Annotated in this window: 26 protein-coding genes; 5 read left to right on the top strand and 21 right to left on the bottom strand. The window is 69.0% G+C overall.

Going from position 1 to position 24,198, the window contains the following annotated elements:
• Positions 1–185: 185 nt before the first annotated feature.
• Positions 186–725 (bottom strand): ribosome biogenesis factor YjgA, encoded by a 540-nt coding sequence (gene yjgA, locus BMY69_RS12010; RefSeq protein ID WP_090178315.1) that lies wholly within the window; start codon positions 723–725, stop codon positions 186–188.
• Positions 722–967: a DUF1653 domain-containing protein gene (locus tag BMY69_RS12005; RefSeq protein WP_090054844.1), complete on the bottom strand. Its 246-nt coding sequence runs from the start codon at positions 965–967 to the stop codon at positions 722–724. Before BMY69_RS12005 ends, yjgA begins: the two co-directional genes overlap by 4 nt.
• Positions 968–1,087: 120 nt before the next feature.
• Here BMY69_RS12005 and pmbA point away from each other — a divergent pair, with 120 nt between their 5' ends.
• The gene (gene pmbA / locus BMY69_RS12000; protein WP_090178312.1) at positions 1,088–2,437 is read left to right on the top strand and encodes a metalloprotease PmbA; all 1,350 of its coding nucleotides are present in this window, start codon (positions 1,088–1,090) and stop codon (positions 2,435–2,437) included.
• Positions 2,438–2,517: 80 nt separating this feature from the next.
• A complete protein-coding gene (locus BMY69_RS11995) occupies positions 2,518–2,922 on the top strand; it encodes a DUF4870 domain-containing protein (protein ID WP_090054842.1) in 405 nt (134 codons plus the stop codon).
• 134 nt (positions 2,923–3,056) lie between these two features.
• Here the strand turns inward: BMY69_RS11995 and ispA are convergent, their stop codons facing one another.
• The 14 genes from ispA to BMY69_RS11925 all read right to left on the bottom strand — a co-directional run bounded on the left by ispA (position 3,057) and on the right by BMY69_RS11925 (position 16,242).
• The gene (gene ispA, locus BMY69_RS11990) at positions 3,057–3,959 is read right to left on the bottom strand and encodes a (2E,6E)-farnesyl diphosphate synthase (RefSeq protein WP_090178309.1); all 903 of its coding nucleotides are present in this window, start codon (positions 3,957–3,959) and stop codon (positions 3,057–3,059) included.
• Positions 3,940–4,200: an exodeoxyribonuclease VII small subunit gene (locus tag BMY69_RS11985; RefSeq protein WP_090054838.1), complete on the bottom strand. Its 261-nt coding sequence runs from the start codon at positions 4,198–4,200 to the stop codon at positions 3,940–3,942. Before BMY69_RS11985 ends, ispA begins: the two co-directional genes overlap by 20 nt.
• Positions 4,201–4,232: 32 nt before the next feature.
• Positions 4,233–5,519 (bottom strand): tRNA lysidine(34) synthetase TilS, encoded by a 1,287-nt coding sequence (tilS, locus tag BMY69_RS11980; protein ID WP_090178307.1) that lies wholly within the window; start codon positions 5,517–5,519, stop codon positions 4,233–4,235.
• Positions 5,516–6,259, bottom strand: a complete 744-nt coding sequence (locus BMY69_RS11975) for an NYN domain-containing protein (protein ID WP_090054833.1) — start codon at positions 6,257–6,259, stop codon at positions 5,516–5,518. The genes tilS and BMY69_RS11975 overlap by 4 nt, the downstream gene beginning before the upstream one ends.
• Before the next feature lie 65 nt (positions 6,260–6,324).
• On the bottom strand, positions 6,325–7,284 hold the full coding sequence (locus BMY69_RS11970; RefSeq protein WP_090054832.1) for an acetyl-CoA carboxylase carboxyltransferase subunit alpha: 960 nt from the start codon (positions 7,282–7,284) through the stop codon (positions 6,325–6,327).
• Between the two features lie 130 nt (positions 7,285–7,414).
• Complete coding sequence (locus tag BMY69_RS11965; RefSeq protein ID WP_090178304.1) at positions 7,415–8,035, bottom strand: hypothetical protein; 621 nt, start codon at positions 8,033–8,035, stop codon at positions 7,415–7,417.
• Positions 8,036–8,413: 378 nt separating this feature from the next.
• Positions 8,414–11,959 carry a DNA polymerase III subunit alpha gene (dnaE, locus tag BMY69_RS11960; RefSeq protein WP_090178301.1) on the bottom strand — a complete coding sequence of 1,182 codons (3,546 nt, stop codon included), beginning with the start codon at positions 11,957–11,959 and terminating at the stop codon, positions 8,414–8,416.
• A 70-nt stretch (positions 11,960–12,029) separates the two neighbouring features.
• Positions 12,030–12,614, bottom strand: a complete 585-nt coding sequence (locus BMY69_RS11955; protein ID WP_175472820.1) for an NUDIX hydrolase — start codon at positions 12,612–12,614, stop codon at positions 12,030–12,032.
• Between the two features lie 67 nt (positions 12,615–12,681).
• Positions 12,682–13,572, bottom strand: a complete 891-nt coding sequence (locus BMY69_RS11950) for a 5'-3' exonuclease (RefSeq protein WP_255364533.1) — start codon at positions 13,570–13,572, stop codon at positions 12,682–12,684.
• Positions 13,569–14,141 carry a nitroreductase family protein gene (locus BMY69_RS11945; RefSeq protein WP_090178298.1) on the bottom strand — a complete coding sequence of 191 codons (573 nt, stop codon included), beginning with the start codon at positions 14,139–14,141 and terminating at the stop codon, positions 13,569–13,571. Before BMY69_RS11945 ends, BMY69_RS11950 begins: the two co-directional genes overlap by 4 nt.
• Before the next feature lie 37 nt (positions 14,142–14,178).
• The gene (locus tag BMY69_RS11940) at positions 14,179–14,706 is read right to left on the bottom strand and encodes a DUF3106 domain-containing protein (RefSeq protein ID WP_090178297.1); all 528 of its coding nucleotides are present in this window, start codon (positions 14,704–14,706) and stop codon (positions 14,179–14,181) included.
• A 5-nt stretch (positions 14,707–14,711) separates the two neighbouring features.
• A complete protein-coding gene (locus tag BMY69_RS11935) occupies positions 14,712–15,083 on the bottom strand; it encodes a hypothetical protein (protein WP_090178294.1) in 372 nt (123 codons plus the stop codon).
• Positions 15,080–15,703, bottom strand: a complete 624-nt coding sequence (locus BMY69_RS11930) for an RNA polymerase sigma factor (protein WP_175472819.1) — start codon at positions 15,701–15,703, stop codon at positions 15,080–15,082. The genes BMY69_RS11935 and BMY69_RS11930 overlap by 4 nt, the downstream gene beginning before the upstream one ends.
• A gap of 83 nt (positions 15,704–15,786) precedes the next feature.
• Positions 15,787–16,242 (bottom strand): hypothetical protein, encoded by a 456-nt coding sequence (locus BMY69_RS11925; protein WP_090178292.1) that lies wholly within the window; start codon positions 16,240–16,242, stop codon positions 15,787–15,789.
• A gap of 192 nt (positions 16,243–16,434) precedes the next feature.
• Here BMY69_RS11925 and sufT point away from each other — a divergent pair, with 192 nt between their 5' ends.
• A complete protein-coding gene (gene sufT, locus BMY69_RS11920) occupies positions 16,435–16,992 on the top strand; it encodes a putative Fe-S cluster assembly protein SufT (RefSeq protein WP_090054803.1) in 558 nt (185 codons plus the stop codon).
• Between the two features lie 11 nt (positions 16,993–17,003).
• Here sufT and BMY69_RS11915 read toward each other — a convergent pair whose 3' ends face one another.
• Positions 17,004–17,456 (bottom strand): DUF4279 domain-containing protein, encoded by a 453-nt coding sequence (locus BMY69_RS11915; protein ID WP_090178289.1) that lies wholly within the window; start codon positions 17,454–17,456, stop codon positions 17,004–17,006.
• A 228-nt stretch (positions 17,457–17,684) separates the two neighbouring features.
• Between BMY69_RS11915 and BMY69_RS11910 the strand changes: the two genes are divergently transcribed.
• Complete coding sequence (locus tag BMY69_RS11910; RefSeq protein WP_090178286.1) at positions 17,685–19,523, top strand: M4 family metallopeptidase; 1,839 nt, start codon at positions 17,685–17,687, stop codon at positions 19,521–19,523.
• Between the two features lie 187 nt (positions 19,524–19,710).
• Complete coding sequence (locus BMY69_RS11905) at positions 19,711–21,021, top strand: S8 family peptidase (protein ID WP_090054792.1); 1,311 nt, start codon at positions 19,711–19,713, stop codon at positions 21,019–21,021.
• Between the two features lies 1 nt (position 21,022).
• Here BMY69_RS11905 and BMY69_RS11900 read toward each other — a convergent pair whose 3' ends face one another.
• From BMY69_RS11900 to wrbA, 4 genes are read right to left on the bottom strand one after another with little or no spacing between them, the layout of a single operon-like run.
• Entirely contained in the window at positions 21,023–21,508 is a 486-nt protein-coding gene (locus BMY69_RS11900) for an asparaginase domain-containing protein (protein ID WP_090054791.1), read from the bottom strand.
• 33 nt (positions 21,509–21,541) lie between these two features.
• Positions 21,542–23,191 (bottom strand): acyl-CoA dehydrogenase family protein, encoded by a 1,650-nt coding sequence (locus BMY69_RS11895; RefSeq protein ID WP_090178284.1) that lies wholly within the window; start codon positions 23,189–23,191, stop codon positions 21,542–21,544.
• 30 nt (positions 23,192–23,221) lie between these two features.
• Positions 23,222–23,569, bottom strand: coding sequence for a DUF2069 domain-containing protein (locus BMY69_RS11890; RefSeq protein WP_090178282.1), 348 nt, complete (start codon positions 23,567–23,569; stop codon positions 23,222–23,224).
• Positions 23,566–24,168 carry an NAD(P)H:quinone oxidoreductase gene (gene wrbA, locus BMY69_RS11885; protein ID WP_090178280.1) on the bottom strand — a complete coding sequence of 201 codons (603 nt, stop codon included), beginning with the start codon at positions 24,166–24,168 and terminating at the stop codon, positions 23,566–23,568. The genes BMY69_RS11890 and wrbA overlap by 4 nt, the downstream gene beginning before the upstream one ends.
• Positions 24,169–24,198 lie beyond the last annotated feature (30 nt).

The raw sequence follows: 24,198 nt of genomic DNA, 5'->3' as shown, positions 1-24,198 counted from the left end.
CCAACGGCGTCGCCGCCGCGCGGTTCTTCGCGTGGCGGACGAGCGGGCGCAGGTGGCGGTCAAAGCGCGGATCGTAGGAGCGCGCCCTGCGCGCGACATCTTCTCGCGGGGCGCTCAGCCCTGTCGCTCACGGCTCCAACGGCGTCGCGCGCAAGGCGCGCTCCTACGGCGTTGCCGTTGCGCGGTTATTCGCCTGCCGACGCCTCGAGTTCCTTCAGGATCCGGTAGATCTCGCGGAAGGCGTGCAGCGGCTTGTTCGCCTCGCACTCCGCCTTCGCCTGGCGGACGAGCGAGCGCAGGTGCTGGCGGTCGAGGTCCGGGTGTTCGTCGAACAGTTCGCCGAGGGCCACGTCGCCGCCTTCCAGCAGGCGTTCGCGACGCGCTTCGAGGCGATGCATGTGCGCGGCTTCCTGGCGCTGGCGATCGCGGTCTTCGCCGAGCGCGGCGCGCGCGTCGACGAACGCTTCGTCGCCGTGCCGGCGCATCTGCTTGGCGAGGAACGCGAGCTGGCGCTTGCGCGCGATGTGCGAGGTCACCTTACGCGTGCGGCCGATCTCGTCGACGATGTCCTCGGGCAGGTTGAGCTTCGGGATGCGGCTGGGCGGGAGCTCCACCAGCTGGCCCGCCAGCTTGAGGATGTCGAGCGCGTTGCGGCGCTTTTCGCTGCGGCTGGGGCCGAGGTCCTCGTCGTCCTCGTCGCGCGGACGGTCGTCGAAAGGCTTCATGGGAGAAGATCCGTGATGGACTGGAAGTCCGCCTCGCGCTCGAACGCGAAGCGGGGGAACGTCTTGCCGTCGCGCTCGACGGTTTCGGCGAACATGGCGGCGGGGCGCACCCAGAGGCGGCGCTGGTCGTAGAGGTCCTGGTAGATCACCATTTCCTCCATCGTTTCGCTATGCAGGGACGTTCCCAGCACGCGGTAGGGCATGCCCTTGAAGTGGCGGTAGTAGCCGACACGGACGCTCATTCGTGGATTCCATGGCACCATGGGCGGTGCATTGCTTTTGATCGGACGACGCGACCCCATGTTTCCGGGGATGGCCGCGTACGGCCGACTATTCTAACCCTCTGCCCCCGGGAAGCCCACGTGAGCCAAGTTGCCGCCCTCGACACCAGCCACCAGGACCTCGACCGCCTCGCCAGCCTGGCGGAGGACACCATCCGCCGGGCGCGCGCCGCGGGCGCGACCCAGGCCGAGGTGTCCGCGAGCGTCGACGTCGGGCTGAACGTGAACGTGCGGCTGGGCGAGGTGGAGACGGTGGAGCACACCCGCGACCGCGGTTTCGCCCTCACCGTGTACTTCGGCCAGCGCAAGGGCTCCGCCAGCACGGCCGATCTGAACCCGGATTCGATCCAGGCCACCATCGAACAGGCCTGCGCGATCGCCCGCTTCACCGAGGAAGACCCGGCCGCCGGCCTCGCGGACGCCGACCGCATGGCCACGGCGTTCCCGGACCTCGACCTCTGGCACCCGTGGGACCTCGACGTGGACAGCGCGATCGCGCTCGGCCGGGACATCGAGGACGCGGGCCGGGCCGTCGCGGGCATCACGAATTCGGACGGCTCCAGCGTCAGCGCGGGGCAGAGCCTCTCGGTGTACGCCAATTCGCACGGCTTCCTCGGTCGCGAGCGGGGCACCCGCCATTCGCTGTCGGTGGCCCTGATCGCGGGCGACGACGAGGGCATGCAGCGCGATTACTGGTACGACAGCCAGCGCCGCGCCGAGGATTTCACGCCGGCCGCCGAGATCGGTCGCAAGGCCGCCGAGCGCACGCTTTCGCGCCTCGACGCGCGCCGCCTCGGCACGCGGCAGGCGCCGGTCCTGTTCGCGCCGGAGGTGGCGCGTTCGCTGATCGGGCATCTTCTCGGCGCCGTCAGCGGCGGTTCGCTGTACCGGCGATCGAGCTTCCTGCTCGATCACGCGGGCAAGCAGATCCTGCCCTCCTGGTTCCGCATCGACGAGAAGCCGCTCGTGCCGCGCGGCCTGGGCTCGTCGGTGTTCGATGCCGAAGGCGTCGCGACGGTGGACGCACCGCTGGTGGTCGACGGCGTGCTCCAGCGCTACATCCTCGGGAGCTACTCGGCACGCAAGCTGGGTCTGTCGAGCACCGGCAACGCCGGCGGCGTCCACAATCTCTACGTGAAGACCGGCGACGACGATTTCGCCGGGATGCTGCGCCGACTCGGCACGGGCCTGCTGGTGACCGAGGTCATGGGGCAGGGTGTGTCCATCGTCACCGGCGACTACTCGCGCGGCGCGTCGGGCTTCTGGGTCGAAAACGGCCAGATCGCCTACCCGGTGGAAGAGATCACGATCGCGGCCAACCTTCGCGACATGTACGCGAACCTGGTGGCCGTGGGTGCGGACGTCGACCGCCGTTCGCACATCCTCACCGGCTCCTGGCTCATCGAGAAGATGACGATCGCCGGCGAGTGACGGGCATGTGTCTTCCGTCGTCTTGACAGGCGACGGGGCGGCACCGACAGTGGGCGCGACATCGCCCACGGAGTTCCGCCATGAGTACGCCGTCCGATCAGATCCCGCCGTCGCCGCCGCCGGCCCCGCCGCCCTACGAGCCGACGGGAGCCGCCGTTTCCAGTACCGACGACAAGAACATCGCGATGCTGACCCATCTTTCGGGGATCATCTTCAGCATCATCGTCCCGCTCATCGTCTGGCTGATGCACAAGGACCGGGCCGACAAGGCCTACCTGGTGACCGAGGCGAAGGAAGCCCTGAACTTCCAGATCACGGTGCTCATCGGCTACGTGATCTGCTGGGTGCTCGCGTTCGTCATCATCGGTGCCTTCCTGACCCCGCTGGTGTGGCTGTTCAACCTGGTCTTCTGCATCGTCGCGGCGATCCGCGTGAGCCAGAACGGCAGCTACCGTTACCCCTGGGTGCTGCGGCTCATTTCCTGACCGTCAACCTGTAGGAGCGGACCTGGCCGCGACAGCTTTTCGCCTCTGTTCCGGGTCTTGCGCGCCAGCTCGATGGCTTGCCGCGAGCAGCTGTCGCGGCCAGGTCCGCTCCTACCGTATGGCGCGCGAAAGGATCAGTGTCCGCGGGTGGCCGAATAGCGGGCGAGGTCCGCGAGCCATTCACCGCGCTGGCCCAGCGGCGAAATCGCCTCCAGCGCCTCGTCGACCAGTGACGCCAGACGCGCACGCGACGCGTCGAGCCCGATGATCGACGGGAAAGTGGGTTTGTCGGCGGCGGCATCCTTGCCGGCGGTCTTGCCGATCACGGCGGATTCGCCCTCGACGTCGAGGATGTCGTCGCGCACCTGGAAAGCCAGGCCGACGGCGTGTCCGTAGCGGTCGAGGCGCGCGAACATCGATTCGTCGACGCATCCCGCCGCCAGCGCGCCGAGGCGGATCGACGCGCGGATGAGCGCGCCGGTCTTGTATGCGTGCATGCGCTCCAGTTCGTCGAGCGACAGCTTGTGGCCGACGCCCGCGAGGTCGAAGGCCTGGCCGCCGGCCATGCCCTCCGCGCCGCACGCGGCACCCAGCGTGCGCAGCATGGCGATGCGCTGACGCGCGTCGTCGCCCTCGGGTGCGATGGCCAGCAGCTCGAACGCGAGCGCCTGCAGCGCGTCGCCCGCGAGGATCGCCATCGCCTCGCCGAACACGATGTGGCAGGTCGGCCGGCCGCGGCGCAGCGCGTCGTCGTCCATGGCGGGCAGGTCGTCGTGGACGAGCGAGTAGGCGTGGATGATCTCGACGGCGCACGCGGGCGCGTCGAGGAGCGGTCCGTCATTGCCGAGCGCATGGCCGGCCGCGTAGACGAACAGGGGGCGCAACCGCTTGCCGCCGCCCAGCACCGCGTAGCGCATGGCGCGGTGGAGGTCGGTGGGCGGGAGGTCTTCGGCGGGCAGCGCGCGCGCGAGCGCGTCGTCGGCCCGGCCGACCAGCGCCTTCAGCGGCGCCGGCAGGTCAGTCGATGCGGGAGTCAAAGGGTTCGGCGGTGTCGGGGGCTTCGGGGTCGAGAAGCAGGCGCACGCGCAGTTCCGCCTGCTCCAGCGCCGTCTGGCAGTGCCGGTAGAGGCCGATGCCGCGTTCGAACGACTTCAGGGATTCGTCGAGGCTGAGCTCCCCGCCTTCCATGCGCGTGACCAGTTGTTCGAGTTCGTCCAGCGAGTGCTCGAATTCGGCGATCGACGAGGCGGGCGCGGGGGTGGCGGGGGACTTCGGCATGGCCGCAAACGTAGCTCACATGGGCCTTTCGATCAATCGTCGCGATGCCACACCGGTGCGCCGCCGGCCTCGCCGAACAGCGCTTTTCCTTCGTCGCTCAGCCACCTGTCCGCCACGGCGACGAGGCGCCCATTCCGTTCGACCAGCGGCATGCGCGGACGCTCCCAGGGAGGGATGCCCGCTTGCTGGAAGAGGTCGCGCAATTCACGGGTGTGGCGATCGCCGGCCGGGCGGAGGTGCTCCCCGCCGCGCCGGTAGCGGACCGTCACCGCCTCGCCGAGGCGAGCGCCGCCGAGGGATAGCGTGCCCCCACCCGGAAGGGCGAGCGGTTCGCCGTGCCAGGCGCCGCTCCAGCCCTCGTCGAAGCCAGAGCGGCGACGCATCGGCCAGAGCCGGCCGCGCCAGACGCGGATCTCCGTGTCCTGCCAGCCGACGAGCGGCAGGCGTTCCGCCGCGGCATCGCGGACCTGCGCTTCGAGCGTCTCGCGCTGCGCCGTCGTGGGTGCGGCGAGCCCGGTCTCGTGCAGCCAGTGATCGAGCAGCGGAGCGCGCTGCGCCAGCGGCAGGGCGAGCCACCCCGCGGCGTCCAGGGTGCCGTTGGCGTCGCGAAGCCCGTCCAGCGCGTCCATCCAGCCGTCGCGCAGGTGGTCGGCGGCATCCCGGCACAGCCGCGCGCTATGCACGATGCTGCTGGCCGCGTGCGGCCAATGGGCGAGAAGGGCCGGCACGATCGTTCCGCGCAGGTAGGCGCGAGCGATCCGCGGATCCTCGTTCGACGGATCGTGCACCGTATCCAGCGCGGCGCCGGCGATGTGGTCGAGCAGGGCCCCTCGTGGCAGCGACAGCAGCGGACGCCAGAGCATGCCCGCACCCAGCGGGCGCAGCTCGCGCATGCCGGCGAGCCCCTCCGGTCCCGCGCCACGCAGAAGTTTCAGCAGCACCGTTTCGACCTGGTCGTCGCGATGGTGGGCGAGCACGAGGCGCTCGCCTTCGTGCAAGGCACCGGCGAAGGCCGCGCGCCGCGCGCGGCGCGCGGCGCCTTCGACGCCCTCGCCACGACTGAAGTCCACCGTGACGCGGATGGCTTCGAAGGGCACGTCGAGCGACTCGCAGAAACGCCGGCAGTGCAGCGACCACACCCCGCTTTCCGCATGCAGGCCATGGTCGACGTGGAGCGCGCGCAGGCGTGGCCGAGGCGAGCGTCCCGCGAGGGCGTGGAGCAGGGCGGTGGAATCCGGACCGCCGCTGTACGCGACGACGAGCGGTACGTCGCCGAGCTCGGCCAGCGCGGCGTCGAGGTGGTCGACGAGCGTGGTCATCGGGCCTTCGGTTTCACGCGCACGAAGGGATGCTTGCCGTTGCCGATCTGGCGGTCTTCCATGTCGAACAGGCCGATCGCGTTGATCAGGCCGCTGAAGCGGGAGTACCCGTAGTCACGCGAGTCGAAGTCGGGCGAGCGCTTGTTGACGATGCCGCCGACGGTGCTGAGCGCCGCCCAGCCGTTCTCGTCGGACGCGGCGTCGATGGCGTTGCGCAGCAGGTTCATCAGCTTCGTGTCGCCGCGCAATTCGTTCGCGGTCTTCTTCGCTTTCGGCTCTTCGGGCTCGCTCTCCACCGTGCCGACGAGGCGGTCGGTGTAGATGAACTTGTCGCAGGCGGAGACGAAGGGTTGTGGCGTCTTGCGTTCGCCGAAGCCGTAGACGGTGAGCCCGGCCTCGCGGATGCGCGAGGCCAGTCGCGTGAAGTCGCTGTCGCTGGATACGATGCAGAAGCCGTCGAAACGCGCGGAGTAGAGCAGGTCCATCGCGTCGATGATCATCGCGGAGTCGGTCGCGTTCTTGCCCGAGGTGTACGCGAACTGCTGGATGGGCTGGATGGAGTGGTCGAGCAGGACGGCCTTCCACCCGCCCAGGTTGGGGCCGGTCCAGTCGCCGTAGATGCGCTTCACGTGCGCGGTGCCGAACTTCGCGACCTCGGCGAGCAGGCCATCCACGATGGCGGGGCGCGCGTTGTCCGCGTCGATCAGGACGGCGAGCTTGTCGGTGACGTCGTTGGCCATGGCGGCATCCCGTGAACGGTGATGCCGCCGATGGTACAGGTGCCGGAGCACCGGGGGCCGGTGCCTCAGCCTTCGGTGAAGGCGCCGTAGCCGCGGAGACGCTGGTAGCGCTTCTCCAGCAAGGTGTCGATGGGCAGCGCTTCGAGGGCGTCGAGCTCGTTCAGGAGCACGGCCTTCAGGCGCGTGGCCATCGACTGCGGATTGCGATGGGCGCCGCCCAGCGGCTCGCGGACGATCTTGTCGATCAGGCCGTTCTCGAGGAGACGCGGCGCGGTGAGGCCCATGACTTCCGCGGCATCCTTCGCCTTGTCGGCGCTCTTCCAGAGGATCGACGCGCAGCCTTCCGGCGTAATGACCGAATAGGTGGAGTACTGGAGCATCAGCGTGCGATCGCCGACGCCGATCGCCAGCGCGCCGCCGGAACCGCCTTCGCCGGTGACCGTGCAGATCACGGGCACGCGCAGCTCGGCCATCTCCAGCAGGTTGCGCGCGATGGCTTCCGACTGGCCGCGCTCCTCGGCGTTGATGCCGGGCCAGGCGCCCGCGGTGTCGATGAAGGTGAAGACGGGAATCTCGAAACGCTCGGCCAGCTTGAACAGGCGCAGCGCCTTGCGATAGCCCTCCGGACGCGGCATGCCGAAGTTGCGCTTGACCTTGGTCTTCGTGTCGCGGCCCTTCTGGTGGCCGACGATCATGATCGAGCGGCCGTTGATGCGCGCGAGACCACCGACGATCGCCTGGTCGTCGGCGAACATGCGGTCGCCCTTGAGCTCGTGGAACTCCTCGCACATGCCCTGGATGTAATCGAGCGTGTACGGGCGCGCGGGATGGCGCGACACCTGGCTGACCTGCCACGGCGTGAGGTTGCGGAAGATCTCGGCGGTCTTCAGCTTGAGCTTTTCGCGAAGCCGGCCCACTTCCTCGTCGATGTTGAACGCCTGGCCGCTGCTGGCATGGCGAAGCTCTTCGATCTTCGCCTCCAGTTCTGCGATGGGTTGTTCGAAATCGAGGAAATTGGGATTCATGGAGTCGGCGCTTCGGACAAGACCGCTGATTATACCCAACTGCGAAACGGCGCCATGTGCGCGAGGGTACGGTACGCGGGCCGGCGAACTAAGTGGTTGATTGGCCTCGGTTCGCCGGCCCGGTCGTTCATTACGGGCCGACTTCGGCGTCGGCGGACTGCACGAGGAAGACGTCGTCCACCTGGACGGTCGCGGCGGAGTCTTCGTTGCCGATCTCGATCATGACGTGGGCGGGCTGGCGGAACGCCTTGCCGTCCACGACGAGTTCGACTTCCGTCCATTCGTGGTGGCGGGCCATGGTCGTGGTGGCGCCAAGCTTGGCGACATCGGTGCCGGCCGCGTTGCTCATGGAAAGCGTCGCGCGCACGGGGGCGTCGTGGCTCTCCGACAGGAGGCGGAAGCGCAGGACGTAGCTGGCGTCTTCGTTCGGCGTGCCGAAGCTGGCATAGACCGCCTGCCGAACGCTGGAGCCGGGGCGGATCGCCGCGTAGCCGTTGCCGGAGGCGTCGCTGCCCTGAGACACCATGCCGTTGGCCGTCCAGCCCTGGAGCGAATCGAACATGCCCTGCTTCACGGGCAGGCGGCACGCGTCGAAGATCTCGGTGGAATTGCACGAGGGCAGGCCAGCTGGCGACGGACCGATGTGCGAGAAACCGCTGCTGGTCTGGGTGCCGGCGACCGCGGTGCCGGCGAGGCTGGTGGCGCAGAACGCGGCCAGAACGAGGTGGCGGGGAGAAACGTTGAGGGTCATCGTGGGGATCCATACGGGGGAGGAAAACGCATGTGCGTGCGCGGAATCCGATTCCGCACCCCGATTACAGCTCAGCCGTCATCCTCGTTGGGCGCCGCCTACACGCCGCCAGCGATAGTCCTACGCATTCTGTCGCCCCACCGCTGGGACTGTTGGAGCGGACCTGGCCGCGACAGCCGTTCGCCCCGGTCCAACAAGCTTGCGCGCCAGCTCGAAGAAGGCTGTGGGAGCGGACCTGGCCGCGACAGCTGTTCGCCTCGGTCCACAGGCTCGCGCGCCAGCTCGAAGGGCAACGCGAAACGCTGTCGCGGCCAGGTCCGCTCCCACAGCCGGTCCGCTCCCACAGCCTTCGCATTTCGCACCACGGCGACGGCCGGATCAATCCGCCGGGCGCACCATGCGCAGTTCGGTGCCCAGGACGCCCGGCAGGGTGCGCAACGTGCGGACGAGATCGGGCACGGCGCGCACGCGCCATTCGTCGCCGAGTTCGAGGCTGGCCTGTCCCACCGCGTTGCGATAGCCGCTGAGCAGGAGGGGCGTGCGGCCGCCGCGGTAGCCCATCAGCGCCTGGCGCAGATGACGCGGGAAATCGGGGCCGACGCCGTTGAGCTTGAGCGTCAGCAACCGGCCGAAATGCTCCATCGCGTCGGCGAGCGCGTAGGCCTTGCGCGCGCGCAACTGATAGCCGCCCGCGAAGTCGTCGATGCGCAGCCCGCCTTCGACCACGATCATCGTGCCGCGCGTCAGCAGGTGCTGGGATTCCGCGAAGACTTCACGGAAGAAACTGGTTTCGAGCATGCCGGTGGCGTCCTCGACCTGCACGAACGCGTCGCTTTCGCCGCGCTTGCGCACCCCGACGACCATGCCCGCGACCGTCCACGGCGTTTCCGGTCCGCGACGGAAACGGCTGGCGTTCTCGTCGTCGTCGTTGCGACGCGGTTTCGGCGGCTGGTAACGCTGCGGAATCTCGCCGATGGGGCAACTCGACAACTGGCCGAGCTCCGCCTTCCACGGATCGGTCGGATGCCCCGACAGGTAATGGCCGAGCGTATCGAGCTCGCCCTGCAACAGTTGCTCGAGCGGCCACTCCGGCACGGAACCGGTCAGCTCGATGATGCTCGGCGCCTCGGCCGCGCCGAACGCGTTGCCGAAGATGTCGACCTGCCCCGAGGCGCGATTCTTCGCCTCCTGGTCGGCGGCCCGCATCGCCTCCGGGATGTGCATGACGAGCGTGGCGCGGTTCTCGCCGAGCGCGTCGAGCGCGCCGGCCTGCACCAGCGCTTCCATCACGCGCTTGTTGAGCTTGTTCGAGCCGACGCGCTGGCAGAAATCGACCAGCCCGCGATACGGGCCACGCGCCTTGCGTTCGGCGACGATCTCCTCGCAGATGCCCTGGCCGACGCCCTTGATGGCGCCGAGGCCGTAGCGCACCACGCGCGGTTCGACGGCCTCGAACATGTAGTCGGACGCGTTGACGTCGGGCGGCAGCACCTTGATGCCGATCGCGCGCGTCTCGTCGAGGAAGGTGACCGCCTTCTCGGTGTTGTCCATGTCCGACGAGATCGTCGCGGCCATGAACTCGGCGGGGTAGTGCGCCTTCAGCCAGGCGGTCTGGTACGACACGAGGGCGTACGCGGCGGCGTGCGACTTGTTGAAACCGTAGCCGGCGAACTTCTCCATGAGGTCGAAGATCGCGTCGGCCTTGTCGCCGTCGATCCCGTCCTTGGCGGCACCTTCGCGGAACGTCGCGCGGTGCTTCACCATCTCCTCGGCTTTCTTCTTGCCCATCGCGCGACGCAGCAGGTCGGCGCCGCCGAGCGTGTAACCGCCGACGATCTGCGCCATCTGCATCACCTGCTCCTGGTAGACCATGATGCCGTAGGTCTCTTTCAGGATCGGTTCGACGCGGGGATCGGGATATTCCACCGCTTCCTTGCCGTGCTTGCGCGCGCAGAAGCTGGGGATGAGGTCCATCGGGCCGGGGCGGTACAGCGCCACCAGCGCCACGATGTCCTCGAAGCGGTCGGCCTGCGCGTCCTTGAGCATGCCCTGCATGCCGCGGGATTCGAGCTGGAACACCGCGACGGTCTGCGCCTTCTTCAGCAGGTCGTAGACCTTGGGATCGTCGAGCGGCAGCGACTCGATCACCAGCGGCTCGACGCCTTCCTTCGCGCGGCGCTTGTTGATCGCCTTCACGGCCCAGTCGATGATCGTGAGCGTGCGCAGGCCGAGGAAGTCGAACTTCACGAGGCCGACGGCTTCGACGTCGTCCTTGTCGTACTGCGTGACGACGCCTTCGCCGCTCGGTTCGCAGTACAGCGGCGCGAAGTCGGTGAGCGGCGTGGGCGCGATGACGACGCCGCCGGCGTGTTTGCCGGCGTTGCGTGTGAGGCCTTCGAGGCTGAGCGCGAGATCGATCAGCGCGCGCGATTCTTCCTCGGTGTCGTAGACCTCGCAGAACTCCCGGACGATGCGGTCCGGCTCCTTCTTCGCCTTCTCCGTGCGGCCGAGCGCGTCGCCGAGCGTGAGGTCGAGCGGACGGTTGGGAATGAGCTTGGCGAGGCGGTCGACCTGGCCGTAACCCATGCCGAGCACGCGCCCGGAGTCGCGCAGCACGGCCTTCGCCGCCATCGAACCGTAGGTGATGATCTGGCTGACGTGGTCGCGGCCGTACTTGCGCGCGACGTAGTCGATGACTTCGTCGCGGCGGTCCATGCAGAAGTCGATGTCGAAGTCGGGCATCGACACGCGTTCGGGATTGAGGAAGCGCTCGAACAGGAGCTCGAACTGGAGCGGATCCAGGTCGGTGATCTTCAGCACCCAGGCCACGAGCGAACCCGCGCCCGAACCGCGACCGGGGCCGACGGGGATGCCGTTCTGCTTACCCCAGTTGATGAAGTCCGCCACGATCAGGAAGTAGCCGGGGAAGCCCATCCGGATGATGACGTCGACCTCGCGATCGAGTCGGGCCTGGTAGTCCTCGCGCGTCTTCCCGGGCGCGAGGGGATTCGCCGCGAGGCGCTCCTCGAGGCCCTGCTGCGCCTGTTCGCGGATGAACGTGTCGAGCGTGTGGCCCTCGGGCACCGGGAAGTTCGGCAGGTAATAGGTGCCGAACGACAGTTCGAGGTTGCAGCGCTTGACCAGTTCGACGGTGTTCTCGAGCGCCTCGGGAATGTCGGCGAACAGCGCCTCCATCTCCTCGGGCGTCTTGAAGTACTGCTCTTCGCTGTACTCGCGCGGACGCTTCGGATCCGCCAGCACGCGGCCCTGGTTGATGCAGGTGCGCGCCTCGTGCGATTCGAAACCTTCGCGCTCCAGGAAGCGCACGTCGTTGCTCGCGATGACCGGCAGTTCGTGCTCGCCCGCCAGCGCCATGGCGGCGCGCACCCAGTGTTCCTCGTTCTCGCGGCCCGTGCGGGTCAGTTCGAGGTAGAGGCGATCGGGGAACAGGCGCGTGAGCATGCCGAGCCGGAGGCCCGCCGCCGGCAGCCCCGTGCCGAGCGCCACGCGCGCGACCTCGCTTTCCCGGCCGGCGATGGCGATGAGGCCCGAGACGGTGTCGGGCGTCATCCAGGCGGCGTCGACGAGCGCGCGGCCCGTGCCCTGGCCTTCGCGCCATGCGCGCGAGACCAGGCGGGAGAGGTTGAGATAACCGTCGCGGTCCTGGCAGAGCAGCGTGAGGCGGGAGGGGCGCGGATCGTCCGGGCTCGAGACCCAGATGTCGCAGCCCGCGATCGGCTTGATGCCCGCCGCGGTGCACTGCTTGTAGAACTTCACCAGGCCGAAGAGGTTGTTCTCGTCCGTCAGTGCGACCGCCGGCATCCCCGCACGCACGCATGCCGCGACCAGCTGCTTGATGCGGATGGTCGAATCGACCAGCGAATACTCGCTGTGCAGGTGGAGATGGGCGAAGCGGACGGACATGGGCGGTGCCTGGTAGGCCACCGGGAAGGCTAACCGGCAGGGGGTGTCTCGGCAAGAATTGACACGGGCCTCAGCGCATGTGCGCGTCGGGGTGTTCGATGAACCAGAGGCCGGCGAAGAGCTTGGCGTCGATCGAGAAACCCTCCTTGGCGCGCTCGAAGAGCCAGCGGCCGGCCTCGGCGCGGGGCACTTCGTGCACGGTGATGTTCTCGGTCTCGTCGCCGCCGCCCGGTCCGACCTTTTCCAGATCCCACGCGCGGGCGAACGCGATCATCTCGGTGCTCATGCCCGACGACGAGGGGCCCTCGTGCACGAATTCGATGCGGCCGCAGGCGTAGCCGGTCTCTTCCTCGAGTTCGCGGCGCGCGGCCAGGAGCACGTCCTCTTCTTCCGAACCGGCGATGTCCCCCACCAGGCCGGCCGGCATCTCGATCGTGTTCTGCAGCAGCGAGACGCGGTACTGCTCGACGAAGATCACCTTGTCGTCGGGCGTGACGGCCAGGATGATCACGGCGCCGCGTGGGTTGTTGCGGGAGACGTATTCCCAGCGACCGCGCCGCTTGAGCGTCAGCCAGTCGCCCCGGAACAGGGTTTCCTCGGGCGCGTGGGCGTCGTCGGGGATGGGCGAGGCGTGCGGCAGCGGGCTTTTCAGCATGGGTGGGCTCCAGGCGAGGCGACGAAGTATCCACCCAAGGGTATCTCGGGTGTGTGACGTTGGGGCGTTACAGCAGCGCGCGGAGTCGCGTGCGCGTCAGCGGCCCGAAGCGGATGCGCTCGCAGAGGTCGTCGACGGCCGACGCGTCGCCGGCCCGCCGGCTCAGCGCATCGGCCGTCTCCGCGACCGCGATGTCCAGCGCGATGCGCGTCAGCCGCCGGCAGAGCAACGCCTGTTCCGCATGCTCGCGAAGGCGCGCGGCGCACGACGCCGCGCCACGGATGCGCAGGAAGGCAACCTCGTCGATGCGGTCGAGGATCGCGTCGAGACTGCCGAAGTGCGCGAGCAGCGCGGCCGCGGTCTTCGCCCCGATGCCGGGCACGCCGGGGATGTTGTCCACGGCGTCCCCGCACAAGGCGAGGTAGTCGGCGACCTGGTGCGGATGCACGCCCAGGCGCTCGAAGACGCCCGCGGCGCCCCAGCGCACGTTCTTCGCGAAATCCCATTGCTCGTCGAACTCGCCGAGCAGCTGCCCGAAATCCTTGTCGGCCGAGACGATCACGCCCCGGAACCCGTGCGAACGCATGCCCCACAGCGCGCTGCCGATGAGGTCGTCGGCTTCGTACTGATGGTCGTTCAGGACCGTGAGGCCCAGCGCGGCCGCGATCTCGCGGCACAGCGCGAACTGCCGTACGAGTTGCGGCGGCGGCAGCTCCCGGTTGGCCTTGTACGCCGGGTAGATCGCATTGCGGAACGACGTCGTCAGCGAGGCGTCGAACGCCACGGCGATGTGCTCGGCACGGCTGCGTTCGAGCAGTTCGCAGAGGAAACGGGTGAAGCCGTGCACCGCGTTGACCGGCTCGCCCTCGTGATCGTGGAATTCGTCCGGCATGGAATGCCAGGCGCGGAACACGTAGAGGCTGCCGTCCACCAGGTGGACAAGGGAATCGCCGCTCACGGCGACCACACGCTCACGATGTCGTCGTACGACGGACGCTCGCGCTCGGGCGCGTCCATCGTGGGCGTGCCCACGTGGATGAAGCCGATGACGTGCTCGCTCTTCTTCATCCCGAGCAGCTTCGCCACGTCGCGGTCGTACGCGGCCCAGCCGGTGAGCCACTGCGCGCCGAAGCCGAGGGCCTGCGCGCCGAGCAGGATGTTGTAGGCCACGCAGCCCGCGGCGAGATCCTGCTCCAGCGCGGGCACCTTGCTGTCGCCGTCGATCTTCGTCGTGACGACGAGCACCAGCGGCGCGTGTTCGTAGCGGCGCTGCTCCTTGTCCCGCTTGGCGTCGGACATGTCGGGATTGGCATCGGCGGCGAGCTTCGCCAGCTTGCGACCGAAGGCGAGTTTCGCCTCGCCGCGCAGGATGCGGATGCGGAATGGCGCGAGCTTGCCGTGATCGGGAACGCGCAGGGCGGATTCGAGCAGCCGGCGCAGCGTCGCGTCGTCGGGGGCCGGTTCACCGAGCTGTCGCGCGGGCACGGATCGGCGCGAATCGAGGAAAGCCAGGTCGTTGAGGGTCATCCGGGCATTTTACACGCGCCGGTCACCGTGCCCGCCGTCAGTTGCGCGGCGGCGGTGGCGGAGGCAGGGCGTCGTTGGGACCGAGGTGGTCGATGGCGTCCCGGCGCTGATCCGGCGTCAGGCCGCGCCACTTGTCCACCAGGGCGTCGCGCTGCTGCGGCGTGAGGCTGCGGAAGCGTTCGAAGGCATCGTGCAGGCGGTCGCGCTGTTCCGGGCTGAGGTCCTGGAACTTCTGCCGGTTGCGCCGCGCCTCGTCGCGCTCCTGCGGGGTCATCTGCTGCCAGCGCTCGATGCGTTCGCGGATCTGCGCGCGACGCTCCGGCGGCAGCCCACGCCAGCGCTGCGCCTTGTCGAGCATCCTCGACTGGCGTTGCGGCGGAAACGTGTCCCATTCCTTCGCCAGTGGCGCGAGGATGTCCTTTTCATCCGCCGACAGGGCGCTCCACGGCCGCGGCGCCGGCAGGGGCGCGTCGGCGCCGGGCGGCGGCGGTCGATCCTGCGCCGGCGTGGCGAACGGCGCGGCCAGGGCGAGCAGGAGGGTGAGGACGAACGGGACGCGGCGCATGGCGGTCACTTGCGGGACGGGGATTTGGTGTCGTTGTAGGCCAGCCAGCTGTAGAACTGGAGGTCCTTGTAGAGCGCCGGATCGGCGCTGTCGGCATCGGGCGGCAGGTCGTTGGGGTCGCTCTCGACGGCTGCGCCGATCGACGCCGGCGAAGGCGGCGAGCCGCCCGGCTGCCAGACGATGAGACTGGCCAGCGCCAGCACCGCGAAGGCGCCCGCGGGAAGCAGCAGACGCCGCGCCGCCGAGGCGTGGGGCCGGGACAGGGCGGTCCGCCGGGCCGCGCGCAGGCGTCCCGACATGGCCGGATCCACGTCATGGCTGGCGCGCAGGAAAAGCTCCCTGGCGCGACGTTCGAGTTCCCGATCGTGCTGGCTCATCGCCATGCCTCCAGTTGCTCGCGCAGCGCATGCATCGCGCGCGAAAGATGGGTCTTCACACTACCGTCGGAGCAGCCCATGGCCGCCGCGGTTTCGGCCACGTCCAGGCCTTCCATGATCCGCAGCGTGAACGCTTCGCGCTGGCGCCGCGGCAGATTGCGCAGCGCCGCCACGATGTCGCCGTAGGCCTGCGAATCCTGCAGTCGCCCGGACGGGTCGGGACTGTCGTCGGCGGGCTCCCAGGTGGGCAGCTCGTCGCCGTCGTCGTCCTTGCCGCCACCGAGCCAGCCGACCACGATGGAGCGGACCTTGCGGCGCCGCTGCAGGTCGACGATGCGGCGGCGCAGGATGCCCCAGAACAGCGGCGTCCACTCACCCGCTGGCTTGGCGCCGTAGTGGTGCACCAGCCGCATCATGGCGTCCTGCACGGCGTCCAGCGCGTCCTCGCGGTTGCCGAGGTGGATCTCCGCCATGCGCCAGGCGCGCCGCTCGATGGACGCCAGGAAGGCATCCATGGTCGCGGGCACGTCCCGGATGTCGTCGAGCGACGCGCTGTCGAGCGCGAGCGAGGCGTTCACGCCTTTCTCCGCTTCGTCGGTATCCGCATCCTCGTGCTCCATCGGCTCGTTTCCACTCCGGTAAACGCGGTCGCCGACCGCCGGTTGACTGTCCGCTGGGCGAAATATCTTCCGCGACGGGGGATTTACGGCTTCTGAAGTGCGCCCCCACGGCGCGAGCGAAGGGGGAAGGCGACGAGCGCCGCCAGCAGCGCACCGGCGCCCGCGAGCACATAGTCACCTGGGCCCTGCGCCAGACGGGCCAGTGCGAGCAGCATGCCCGGGCCGGCGTCGGAAATGGTGTCGCCCAGCCCCATGCCCATCATGCCCGCGATGGTGGCCGCCGCCACGAGGCAGGCGGTGTAGGCGGCCGCCAGGAGCGTCGCGCCCGCGGCGAGCAGGGCGCCGGTGAGGCCCTGGAAGCGCAGCCAGCGCCGGACGACGACGCCCAGCACCCAGCCGGCCGGCAGGACCAGCGCGGGAAGCGCGCGTCCGAACATCATCTGCGGCACCATCCACACGGCGCCGACCGCGAAGCCGAAGGTCGCGGCGCAGAGCACCCCGAAGAGCAGCGTGGCGGGGCCGGAACGCTCAGAGGGCATGGGGAACGGTCAGGTCGCGCATGGGATCGACGGCTCGGGCAAAGCGGCCATGATAGCGGGCGCGCCCGCGTCGCGCTCTTGAGGCGGAGCGCGGTCGCCCCGACCTTGAGCCGGTGGATGCTTACCCGGGTGCCCCGCCCGGGCGCATAATCGACGACTTTGCGGCCGCGGTGCGGCCTTCACAGGACAGCAATGAGCGGTTTCAGCCTCAGCAGCGAACCTTTCACCCTCGAGCGCGACTGCCAGGCGGTCATGGTGCCGCAGGGCGAGACGGTGACGCTCCCGGCCGGGCAGATCGGCTACATCACCCAGGCGCTGGGTGGCAGTTTCACGGTCTACGTGGAAGGCAATCTCTTCCGCATCGCCGGCAACGATGCCGATGCGCTGGGCAAGGAGCCGCCGAAGGCGATCGAGCTGGCGGACGGCGCGTCGGACGACGACGTCGAGAAGCTCGTCTGGCAGCAGCTGCGCACCTGCTTCGATCCCGAGATCCCGATCAACGTGGTCGAGCTGGGCCTGGTCTACGACGTCGCGCTGGAATCCAGCGACGAGGGCTCCCGCAAGGTGTACGTCAAGATGACGCTGACGGCCCCGGGTTGCGGCATGGGCGACATCCTCGTCGACGATGTCCGCACCAAGCTCGAGCTGATCCCGACCGTGGCCGAGGCCGACGTCGACCTCGTGTTCGATCCGCCCTGGAATCACTCGATGATGTCCGACGCCGCCAAGCTCGAGACAGGCATGCTCTGAGCGCTCGTCGCTCAGGATCGCTCCGGCACGGATGGCGTCACCGCCGTGTCGAGCGATGCTCCGTAGGTGGCGATCGCCTTGACGTTCGCGGGCGACAGGTAGGCGGCGGGCGCGCGTTCGGCGTACATGCGCGTCTCCAGCGCGAAGTGCGCATCCAGGTCGAGGGCACGCGCCGCGGCGACGATCTCGTCGCGATGAGGCGTCAGCGAGCGCAGCAGTTCGCTCAGCGCGTCGTCCAGCATGTACGTGCGCTGCCACGGTAGCTCGAAGCACCAGCCGTTCGTCCTGCGCTGCAGGTCCGACGCGGCGATGCTCTCTCCCTTTTGCCACGTGGTGGCTCCTTCGAGTCCGATCTCCCCCAGCAGATGGTCCAGCGTATGGCGCTCCGACGTCAGGCGGAACGCCGCCCGCACGGACGGCGTGAGCTGCCGCAGTTCGAGATCGATGTCGTCGGTGGCGCTCATCGGAGGTCCTTCGCGGTCGTCGTGTGCGTAGCATCGCGTTTTTGCGCCGCCTAGGGAAATCCCTAGGTAGTCGACCGTGGTTTCTTGCGCTAGGTTGACGGCGACCTTCGGTAAGGGGACCGCGGGTTACACGGGCATCGCGCTTCGGCGCGAACTTTGATTCGTTCGAAATGTGGTCCCCCACGGCCGCAATGGCTGGGTGTGGCCCATTTCCGGAGGAGGAACGTAATGGCAAGTCATGTTCGTAGGAAGCTCCTGGCCGCATCCCTGGCCATCGCCGCCACCTCGGTGGCCACGGCCGGCACCGAGCAGGCGCTTCACGCGCAGAGCCTCGGTGCCGTCCCGGCCAGCCAGCTCGCGGTGAAGCTCGGCCTCACGTCCGACAACGCGTTCGTCGCGAAGACCGCGTTGCCGACGGTGCGCGGCACGCAGACGGTACGCATGCAGCAGACGTTCAAGGGCGTGCCGGTGTATGGCCGCAGCATCGCCGTGGAGCAGGACGCCCAGGGAAATTCGCTCGTCGCCAACGGCATCGTCAGTTCCGACCTCCAGGTGGACATCGCCTCCGTGACCCCGCGGCTCGACCAGGCGGCCGCCGTCGCGGCGCTCACGAAGCAGGCGCGCACGGTCGGCGCCACGTCGAAGCCGGAGAACGTCAAGGCCGACCTCTACGTCTATCCCGTCGAAGGCGCGCCGGCGCGTCTGGTCTACCTGACCTCGTACTTCGTCGGCGGCGACACGCCGTCGCGACCGACGGCGATCGTCGACGCGAACACCGGACAGATCATCGAACAGTGGGAAGGCCTGACCAACGCGGAAGTCGACGCGACCGGTCCCGGCGGCAATCAGAAAACAGGGCAGTACACGTGGGGCGCGGGCGGCAAGCCGGCACTTCGCGTCACGCAGTCCGGCAGCACCTGTACGGCGCAGAACGCATACGTGAAGTCGTACAACATGAAGAAGGCCACCTCCGGCAGCGGCACGCTGTGGAGCTTCACCTGCTTCAATTCCAGCGGCGACGCCGTCAACGGCGCCTACGGCCCTATCAACGACGCGCACCATTTCGGTGGCGTCGTCCATGACATGTACACCGCGTACACCGGCGCGGCACCCCTGAACCAGGTGCTGATCATGAAGGTGCACTACGGCAACGCCTACGAGAACGCCTTCTGGGACGGCAGCTCCATGACCTTCGGCGATGGCGCCAGCACGTTCTATCCGCTGGTGGCGCTCGACGTGACGTCGCACGAGATCAGCCACGGTTACACGGAGCAACACTCGAACCTGGCCTATTCCGGTCAGTCGGGCGGCATGAACGAAGCCTATTCGGACATCGCCGGCGAAGCGGCCGAGTACTACGACCGTGGCAGCAACGACTTCCTCGTGGGCTCGGACATCGTCAAGACCAGCGCGGGTATCGGCGACGCCCTTCGCTACATGTGCACGCCCTCGCAGGACGGCGCGTCGATCGACAACGCATCGCAGTACTACAACGGGCTCGACGTGCACTACTCGTCGGGTGTCTACAACAAGGCGTTCTGCACGCTGGCGAAGAAGACGAACTGGGACACCGTCAAGGCGTTCAAGGTCTTCGCCCGCGCGAACGCGCTGTACTGGACGGCCAATTCGACGTTCAACACCGGCGCGTGCGGCGTGGCGAGCGCCGCGACCGATCTCGGCTACTCCGCCACGGACGTCGCCGCGGCCTTCACGGCTGTCGGCGTCAGCTGCTCGACGGGCGGCGGCGGTGGTAGCACGCAGCTGCAGAACGGCGTCGCCAAGACGGGCCTGGCGGGAAGCTCGGGCACGGAACTGAGCTACACCGTCGTGGTCAGCGCCGGTGCGTCCAACCTGACCATCGCCACCAGCGGCGGCACGGGCGACGCGGACCTCTACGTGAAGTTCGGTTCCGCGCCGACGACGTCGAGCTACAACTGCCGTCCTTACCTCAACGGCAACAACGAGTCGTGCACGTTCGCCGCGCCGCAGGCCGGCACGTACTACGTCAAGGTGCGTGGTTACAGCACCTTCTCGGGCGTCTCGGTGAAGGCGACCTGGACGCCGTAACGCGCAGGCATAGGCAGCATGAAGGCCCGGGCGGCGACGCCCGGGCCTTTTTCTTGTGCGCCGCCCGCACCGTCCGCGCGTAGCCGCGTGACGCGGAAACACTGACACACCGGCACGGGCGACATCGGATTCCCGCCAGGACACGCATTTCCTACGGTGAACGGACCCCACCCCAAAGGAATTCCTCATGCGCATCCTCCCCGTCGCGCTGCTGTTCTCGCTCGCATCCGCTTCGGCCATGGCCGAGCCCGTCCGCTACATCGTGCACTTCACCGATCCCGCCGCGGCGGCCGTGGCCCGTCGCCCGTTACGCGCGACGAGCGCGCGCGACGTCGTGCCACGCCACGTGCGCAGCGTCGCGACGGGCGGCGAGGTGTTCGAGGTGTCGGACGGCAACGTGGCACACCTCGTGGCGCTGCCCGGCGTCGTGTCGGTGGAGGAAGACGTCTGGCTGCAGCCCACGGCGGTCACCGATCCGTTGTGGCGGCGCCAATGGAACCTGCACGACCCTCGAGTCGGCGTCGATGCCGAAGTCGCGTGGCGGCGCACGCGCGGCGCCGGCGCCGTCGTCGCCGTGCTCGATACCGGCATCACGCCCCACCCCGAGTTCGATGGGCAGCTGCTGCGCGGTTACGACTTCGTGGGCGATGCGCAGCAGGCACGAGATGGCGACGGTCGCGACGCCGACCCGACCGACGAGGGCGACTGGAACGATCCCGGCGAGTGCGGCGCGACATCCGCCCGCCGCTCGTCGTGGCACGGCACCCACGTCGCCGGCATCGTCGCGGCCCGTGCCGGCAACCTGCCGGGCATGATCGGGCTGGCGCCCGAGGCGAAGCTCCTGCCCGTTCGCGTCCTGGGACGCTGCGGCGGACGGATGTCCGACGTCGCCGATGCCATCGTCTGGGCGAGCGGTGGCGAGGTGCCGGGCGTGCCGCAGGTGGAGCGACGCGCCGACGTGATCAATCTCAGCCTCGGCGTGCCGGGCGCGTGCAGCGGCACGTTCTCCCGCGCGATCGATGGCGCGCGCTCCCGTGGCTCGGTGGTGGTCGCCGCCGCGGGCAACGAGGAGATGCCCGCGTCCGCCGCGATGCCGGCGAACTGCCCCGGCGTCGTCACGGTCGGCGCGCTGGCCCGTGACGGAGCGATGGCCTGGTACTCGAATTTCGGCGATCGCGTGACCCTCGCCGCACCCGGGGGAAGCCTCACCGAGGTGGGTGCGGACGACATCGTGTCTTCCGTGGACGGCGGACAGCGCGGTCGGGAACGGCCGGCGTTCGCCTGGAAGGCCGGCACCTCGATGGCGGCGCCGCACGTGTCGGCGCTTGTGGCGCTCATGCGGTCGGTGGATCCGGCCATCGACGTGGACGCTGTCACGCGTCAGCTGGTGGACAACGCGCGCCCGTTGCCTGGCCCGTGCCCCAAGGGCTGCGGCGCAGGCCTCATGGATGCGGGGGCGACGGTGGACGCGGTCTTCGAAGACCGCGCCCCGCGCTGAATCAGATCGCCTCGAAGCGATTCGCGTCGCGGTTCTTGCGAACCGCGGCCGGATCCCACACGCGCCCGTTCATCGCGATGTAGACGCCGTCGGCCAGCGTCTGCACCGCGCCGACCGCGCAGCCGATGTTGAACACGGCGTCGGAACCCTGGAACCGCGCCGGATTGAGCGCACCCGTGAGCACGATCACCTTGCCTTCGATACCCGCGAGCACGCGCGCCGTGTCGACCATGGTGTCGGTGCCGTGCGTCACGAGGACATGGCGGTGCGGCTGGGCTTCGATGGTGCTGCGGATCAGCGCGCGATCCTCGTCGGTGACGTGCAGGCTGTCCTTGCGCAGGATGGGGATCACGTCGAAGCGGAAAGCAACGCCCAGCTGCTGGAGGATGTCACCGATCTGCGGCGAGCCGATCTGGTAATCCGACTTGTCGTCGAAATAGACCTTGTCGATGGTGCCGCCGGTGGTGACGATGGTGAGCTGCTGCATGGAGTGACCTGGGAAGGGGGTGAAACGGGGCCCTCATTCTACAGGGTTGTCCCCCGCGAGCAGGGCGTCGTCCTCGTTGGCCGGAAGGGCGAGCCGGTCGAGGCCCCGCTCGATGAAGCGCCGGCAGGCGGCGCGGGGACGGGGATCGCCCGCGGCGTCGCCCCAGTCCGCGGCGCGGACGAGCAGGGCCGCGGCCATCGTCCGAGCCAGGGTGTAGGCGATGCCCCGCGCCGAGGCCTCCAGCGAGGCGCGGTCGGCCACGATCTCGCCGAGCAGCGCCTCGGTCGCGTCGAGAGCCGCCACGATCGCGTTCCGTTCGTGCGGGTCGCCCGCAGGAAGCAATCCGCCGATCGCGTGCCTCAGCGGCACGATCCCGCTGGACAGGGTCCGCAGCATGTCCAGTGAGAGCACGTTGGTCGTGCCCTCCCAGATCGCGTACACCTGCGCGTCGCGTAGCAATTGCGGCAGGCCGGTATCCTCGATGTAGCCGGCGCCGCCGAAGCATTCGATCGCTTCGGACACGACGCGGATGGAAACCTTCGCGGTCCACAGTTTCGCCAGCGGCGTCAGCAGGCGGAGCAGCGCGGGCTCGTGCGGCTCGCACTCGCCATGTTCGGTCCGGCCCAGCAGTTCGGCGACGTGGAAGGCGAGCGCGAACGCGCCCTCGAATTCCGCCTGCATGTCGGCCAGCGTGCGCGCGTGCAGCGGGTGCTCGACGAGCCGCGCGCCGAACGCGTCGCGCCGCCGCGCGTAATCGCGGGCGAGCGAAATCGCGCGGGCCATGCTCGCCACCGCGCACACGGCGTTCCACGTGCGCGTGACGTTGAGCATCGGCGCGATCTGCCGCACACCGTGATCGAGCGGTCCGACGGGCGTCGCCGCCAGTCCGTCGAGACGGATCTCCGCCGTGGGCAGTTCGTGCGTGCCGAGCTTCTTCTTCAGCCGGTCGATCGTGATGCCCTGCCAGGCGCCGTGCTCGTCTTTCGTCTCGACATAGAACAGCGCGAGCGCCGAGGTGCCACCGCCGGCACCCTCGGGACGCGCGAGAGCGAGCGCGGCCTCGCCGACGACCGCCGAACTGAACCACTTGCGCCCGTACAGGCGCCATTGCCCCTCCGCGTCCTGGCGCGCCACGGTCTCGGTGCGGCCCACGTCCGAGCCGCCCGGCGTTTCGGTCATCCACTGTCCCGAGAGCCAGAAGGTCGCGGGGTCGCGGCTGAGGAACCGGGGCAGCGCGCGTTTCATCAGCGCGGTGTTGCCCGACGCGTGCAGCGCCGTGGCGGCGCCGTCGGTCATCGCGAGCGGGCAGCACCAGAATTCGCTGGCGACGTGGTAGAGGTAGACGCGGGCGAACTCCTCGACGCGCGCCCAGGGCGTCCCCGCATGGCCGGCCGCGAGCACCGCGTGGCGGGTCGTCAGTGCCGGGCCTTCCTCCCAGGCGGGCGTGAGGGCGATCCGGTCGACGCGGTTGCCCCAGGCGTCCCATTGCGTGAGCACGGGCTCGACACGCGGCGTGCGCGTACGGCGATCCCAGGCCATGACGGCGTAATCGCCCAGCGCTTCGAGGTCCGGCCGCGCGTGGTCCAGCCGGTCGGCGGGCAAACGATTGTCGAGCCACGCGTTGAGCACGCGATCGTGGCGGAAGGGATGCGCCAGTCGCGGCGCCTCCTGCACAAAACCCATCGTCGTGTCCTCGAGCCGGCGTCGATGCGCCTAGCGTGCACCGCTGCGGCGTCGTACGCCAGCGCCGAGCGTACCGATCAGCAGCAGGGTGAGCGCCACCTCGATGAACGCGAGCCAGCGGTCGCCGGTCGAGCTCCAGGCTTCCGCCACGCCATGGCAGAAATAGAACAGCGCGAGGATGCCGACCCAGAGCAGGGCACGCGTCACGTTGGGCAGCGAAAAAAGCGGAAGCAGCAGCGCCGGCACGGTCAGGGCGAAGGCCACCCACGTGGGGATGGCGACGGGCGGGTAGAGCGAATACCAGAGCACCTGCACGAGAAGGAGGCCCGCCCATGCGGCCAGGCCCATCTTCTGCGCCGTGCTCAGCGCCACGGTCATGCCGGGGTTCCCAGGCGTCGCGCGACATCGGCGAGGCGTTTGCCCAGCGCCCGTGCCAGTTCGCGTTCGTGCTCGCTGATCGCGTTGTCGCCGCGCGTGCCGGCGACATGGCTGGCGCCGTATGGCGTGCCGCCCGTGAGCGTGGCGTTCAGGGCGGGCTCGGTATAGGGAATGCCGACCAGGAGCATGCCGTGGTGGAGCAAGGGCAGCGCCATCGACAGCAGCGTGGCCTCCTGTCCTCCATGCATCGTGCTGGTGGACGTGAACACCGCGGCGGGTTTGCCCGCGAGCGCGCCGGAGGCCCATTCGGCGCCCGTGGTATCGAGGAAGTGTTTCAGCGGCGCGGCCATGTTGCCGAACCGCGTCGGGCTGCCCATGGCCAGCGCCACGCACTCGACCAGGTCGGCACGCGACACGTACGGCGCGCCTTCCTCGGGCTCGGGCGGCATGGCCGTCTCGGTCACGGGCGCCACCGGCGGCACCTGGCGCAGGCGCGCGCGCATGCCGGGCACTTCCTCGACGCCACGCGCGATGAACCGGGCGAGCTGGGCCGTGTGGCCGCTGCGGCTGTAGTAGAGTACGAGGACGTCGTGGGACATGGATGGCCACCTTTACGAAGGCGGTTAGTC

Origin of the sequence: Luteibacter sp. UNC138MFCol5.1 (assembly GCF_900110505.1) — a bacterium.
In the GTDB taxonomy this organism is placed as follows: Bacteria; Pseudomonadota; Gammaproteobacteria; order Xanthomonadales; family Rhodanobacteraceae; genus Luteibacter.
Note: the sequence above shows the minus strand (reverse complement) of the source record. Positions and strands in the feature narration are given on the sequence as shown.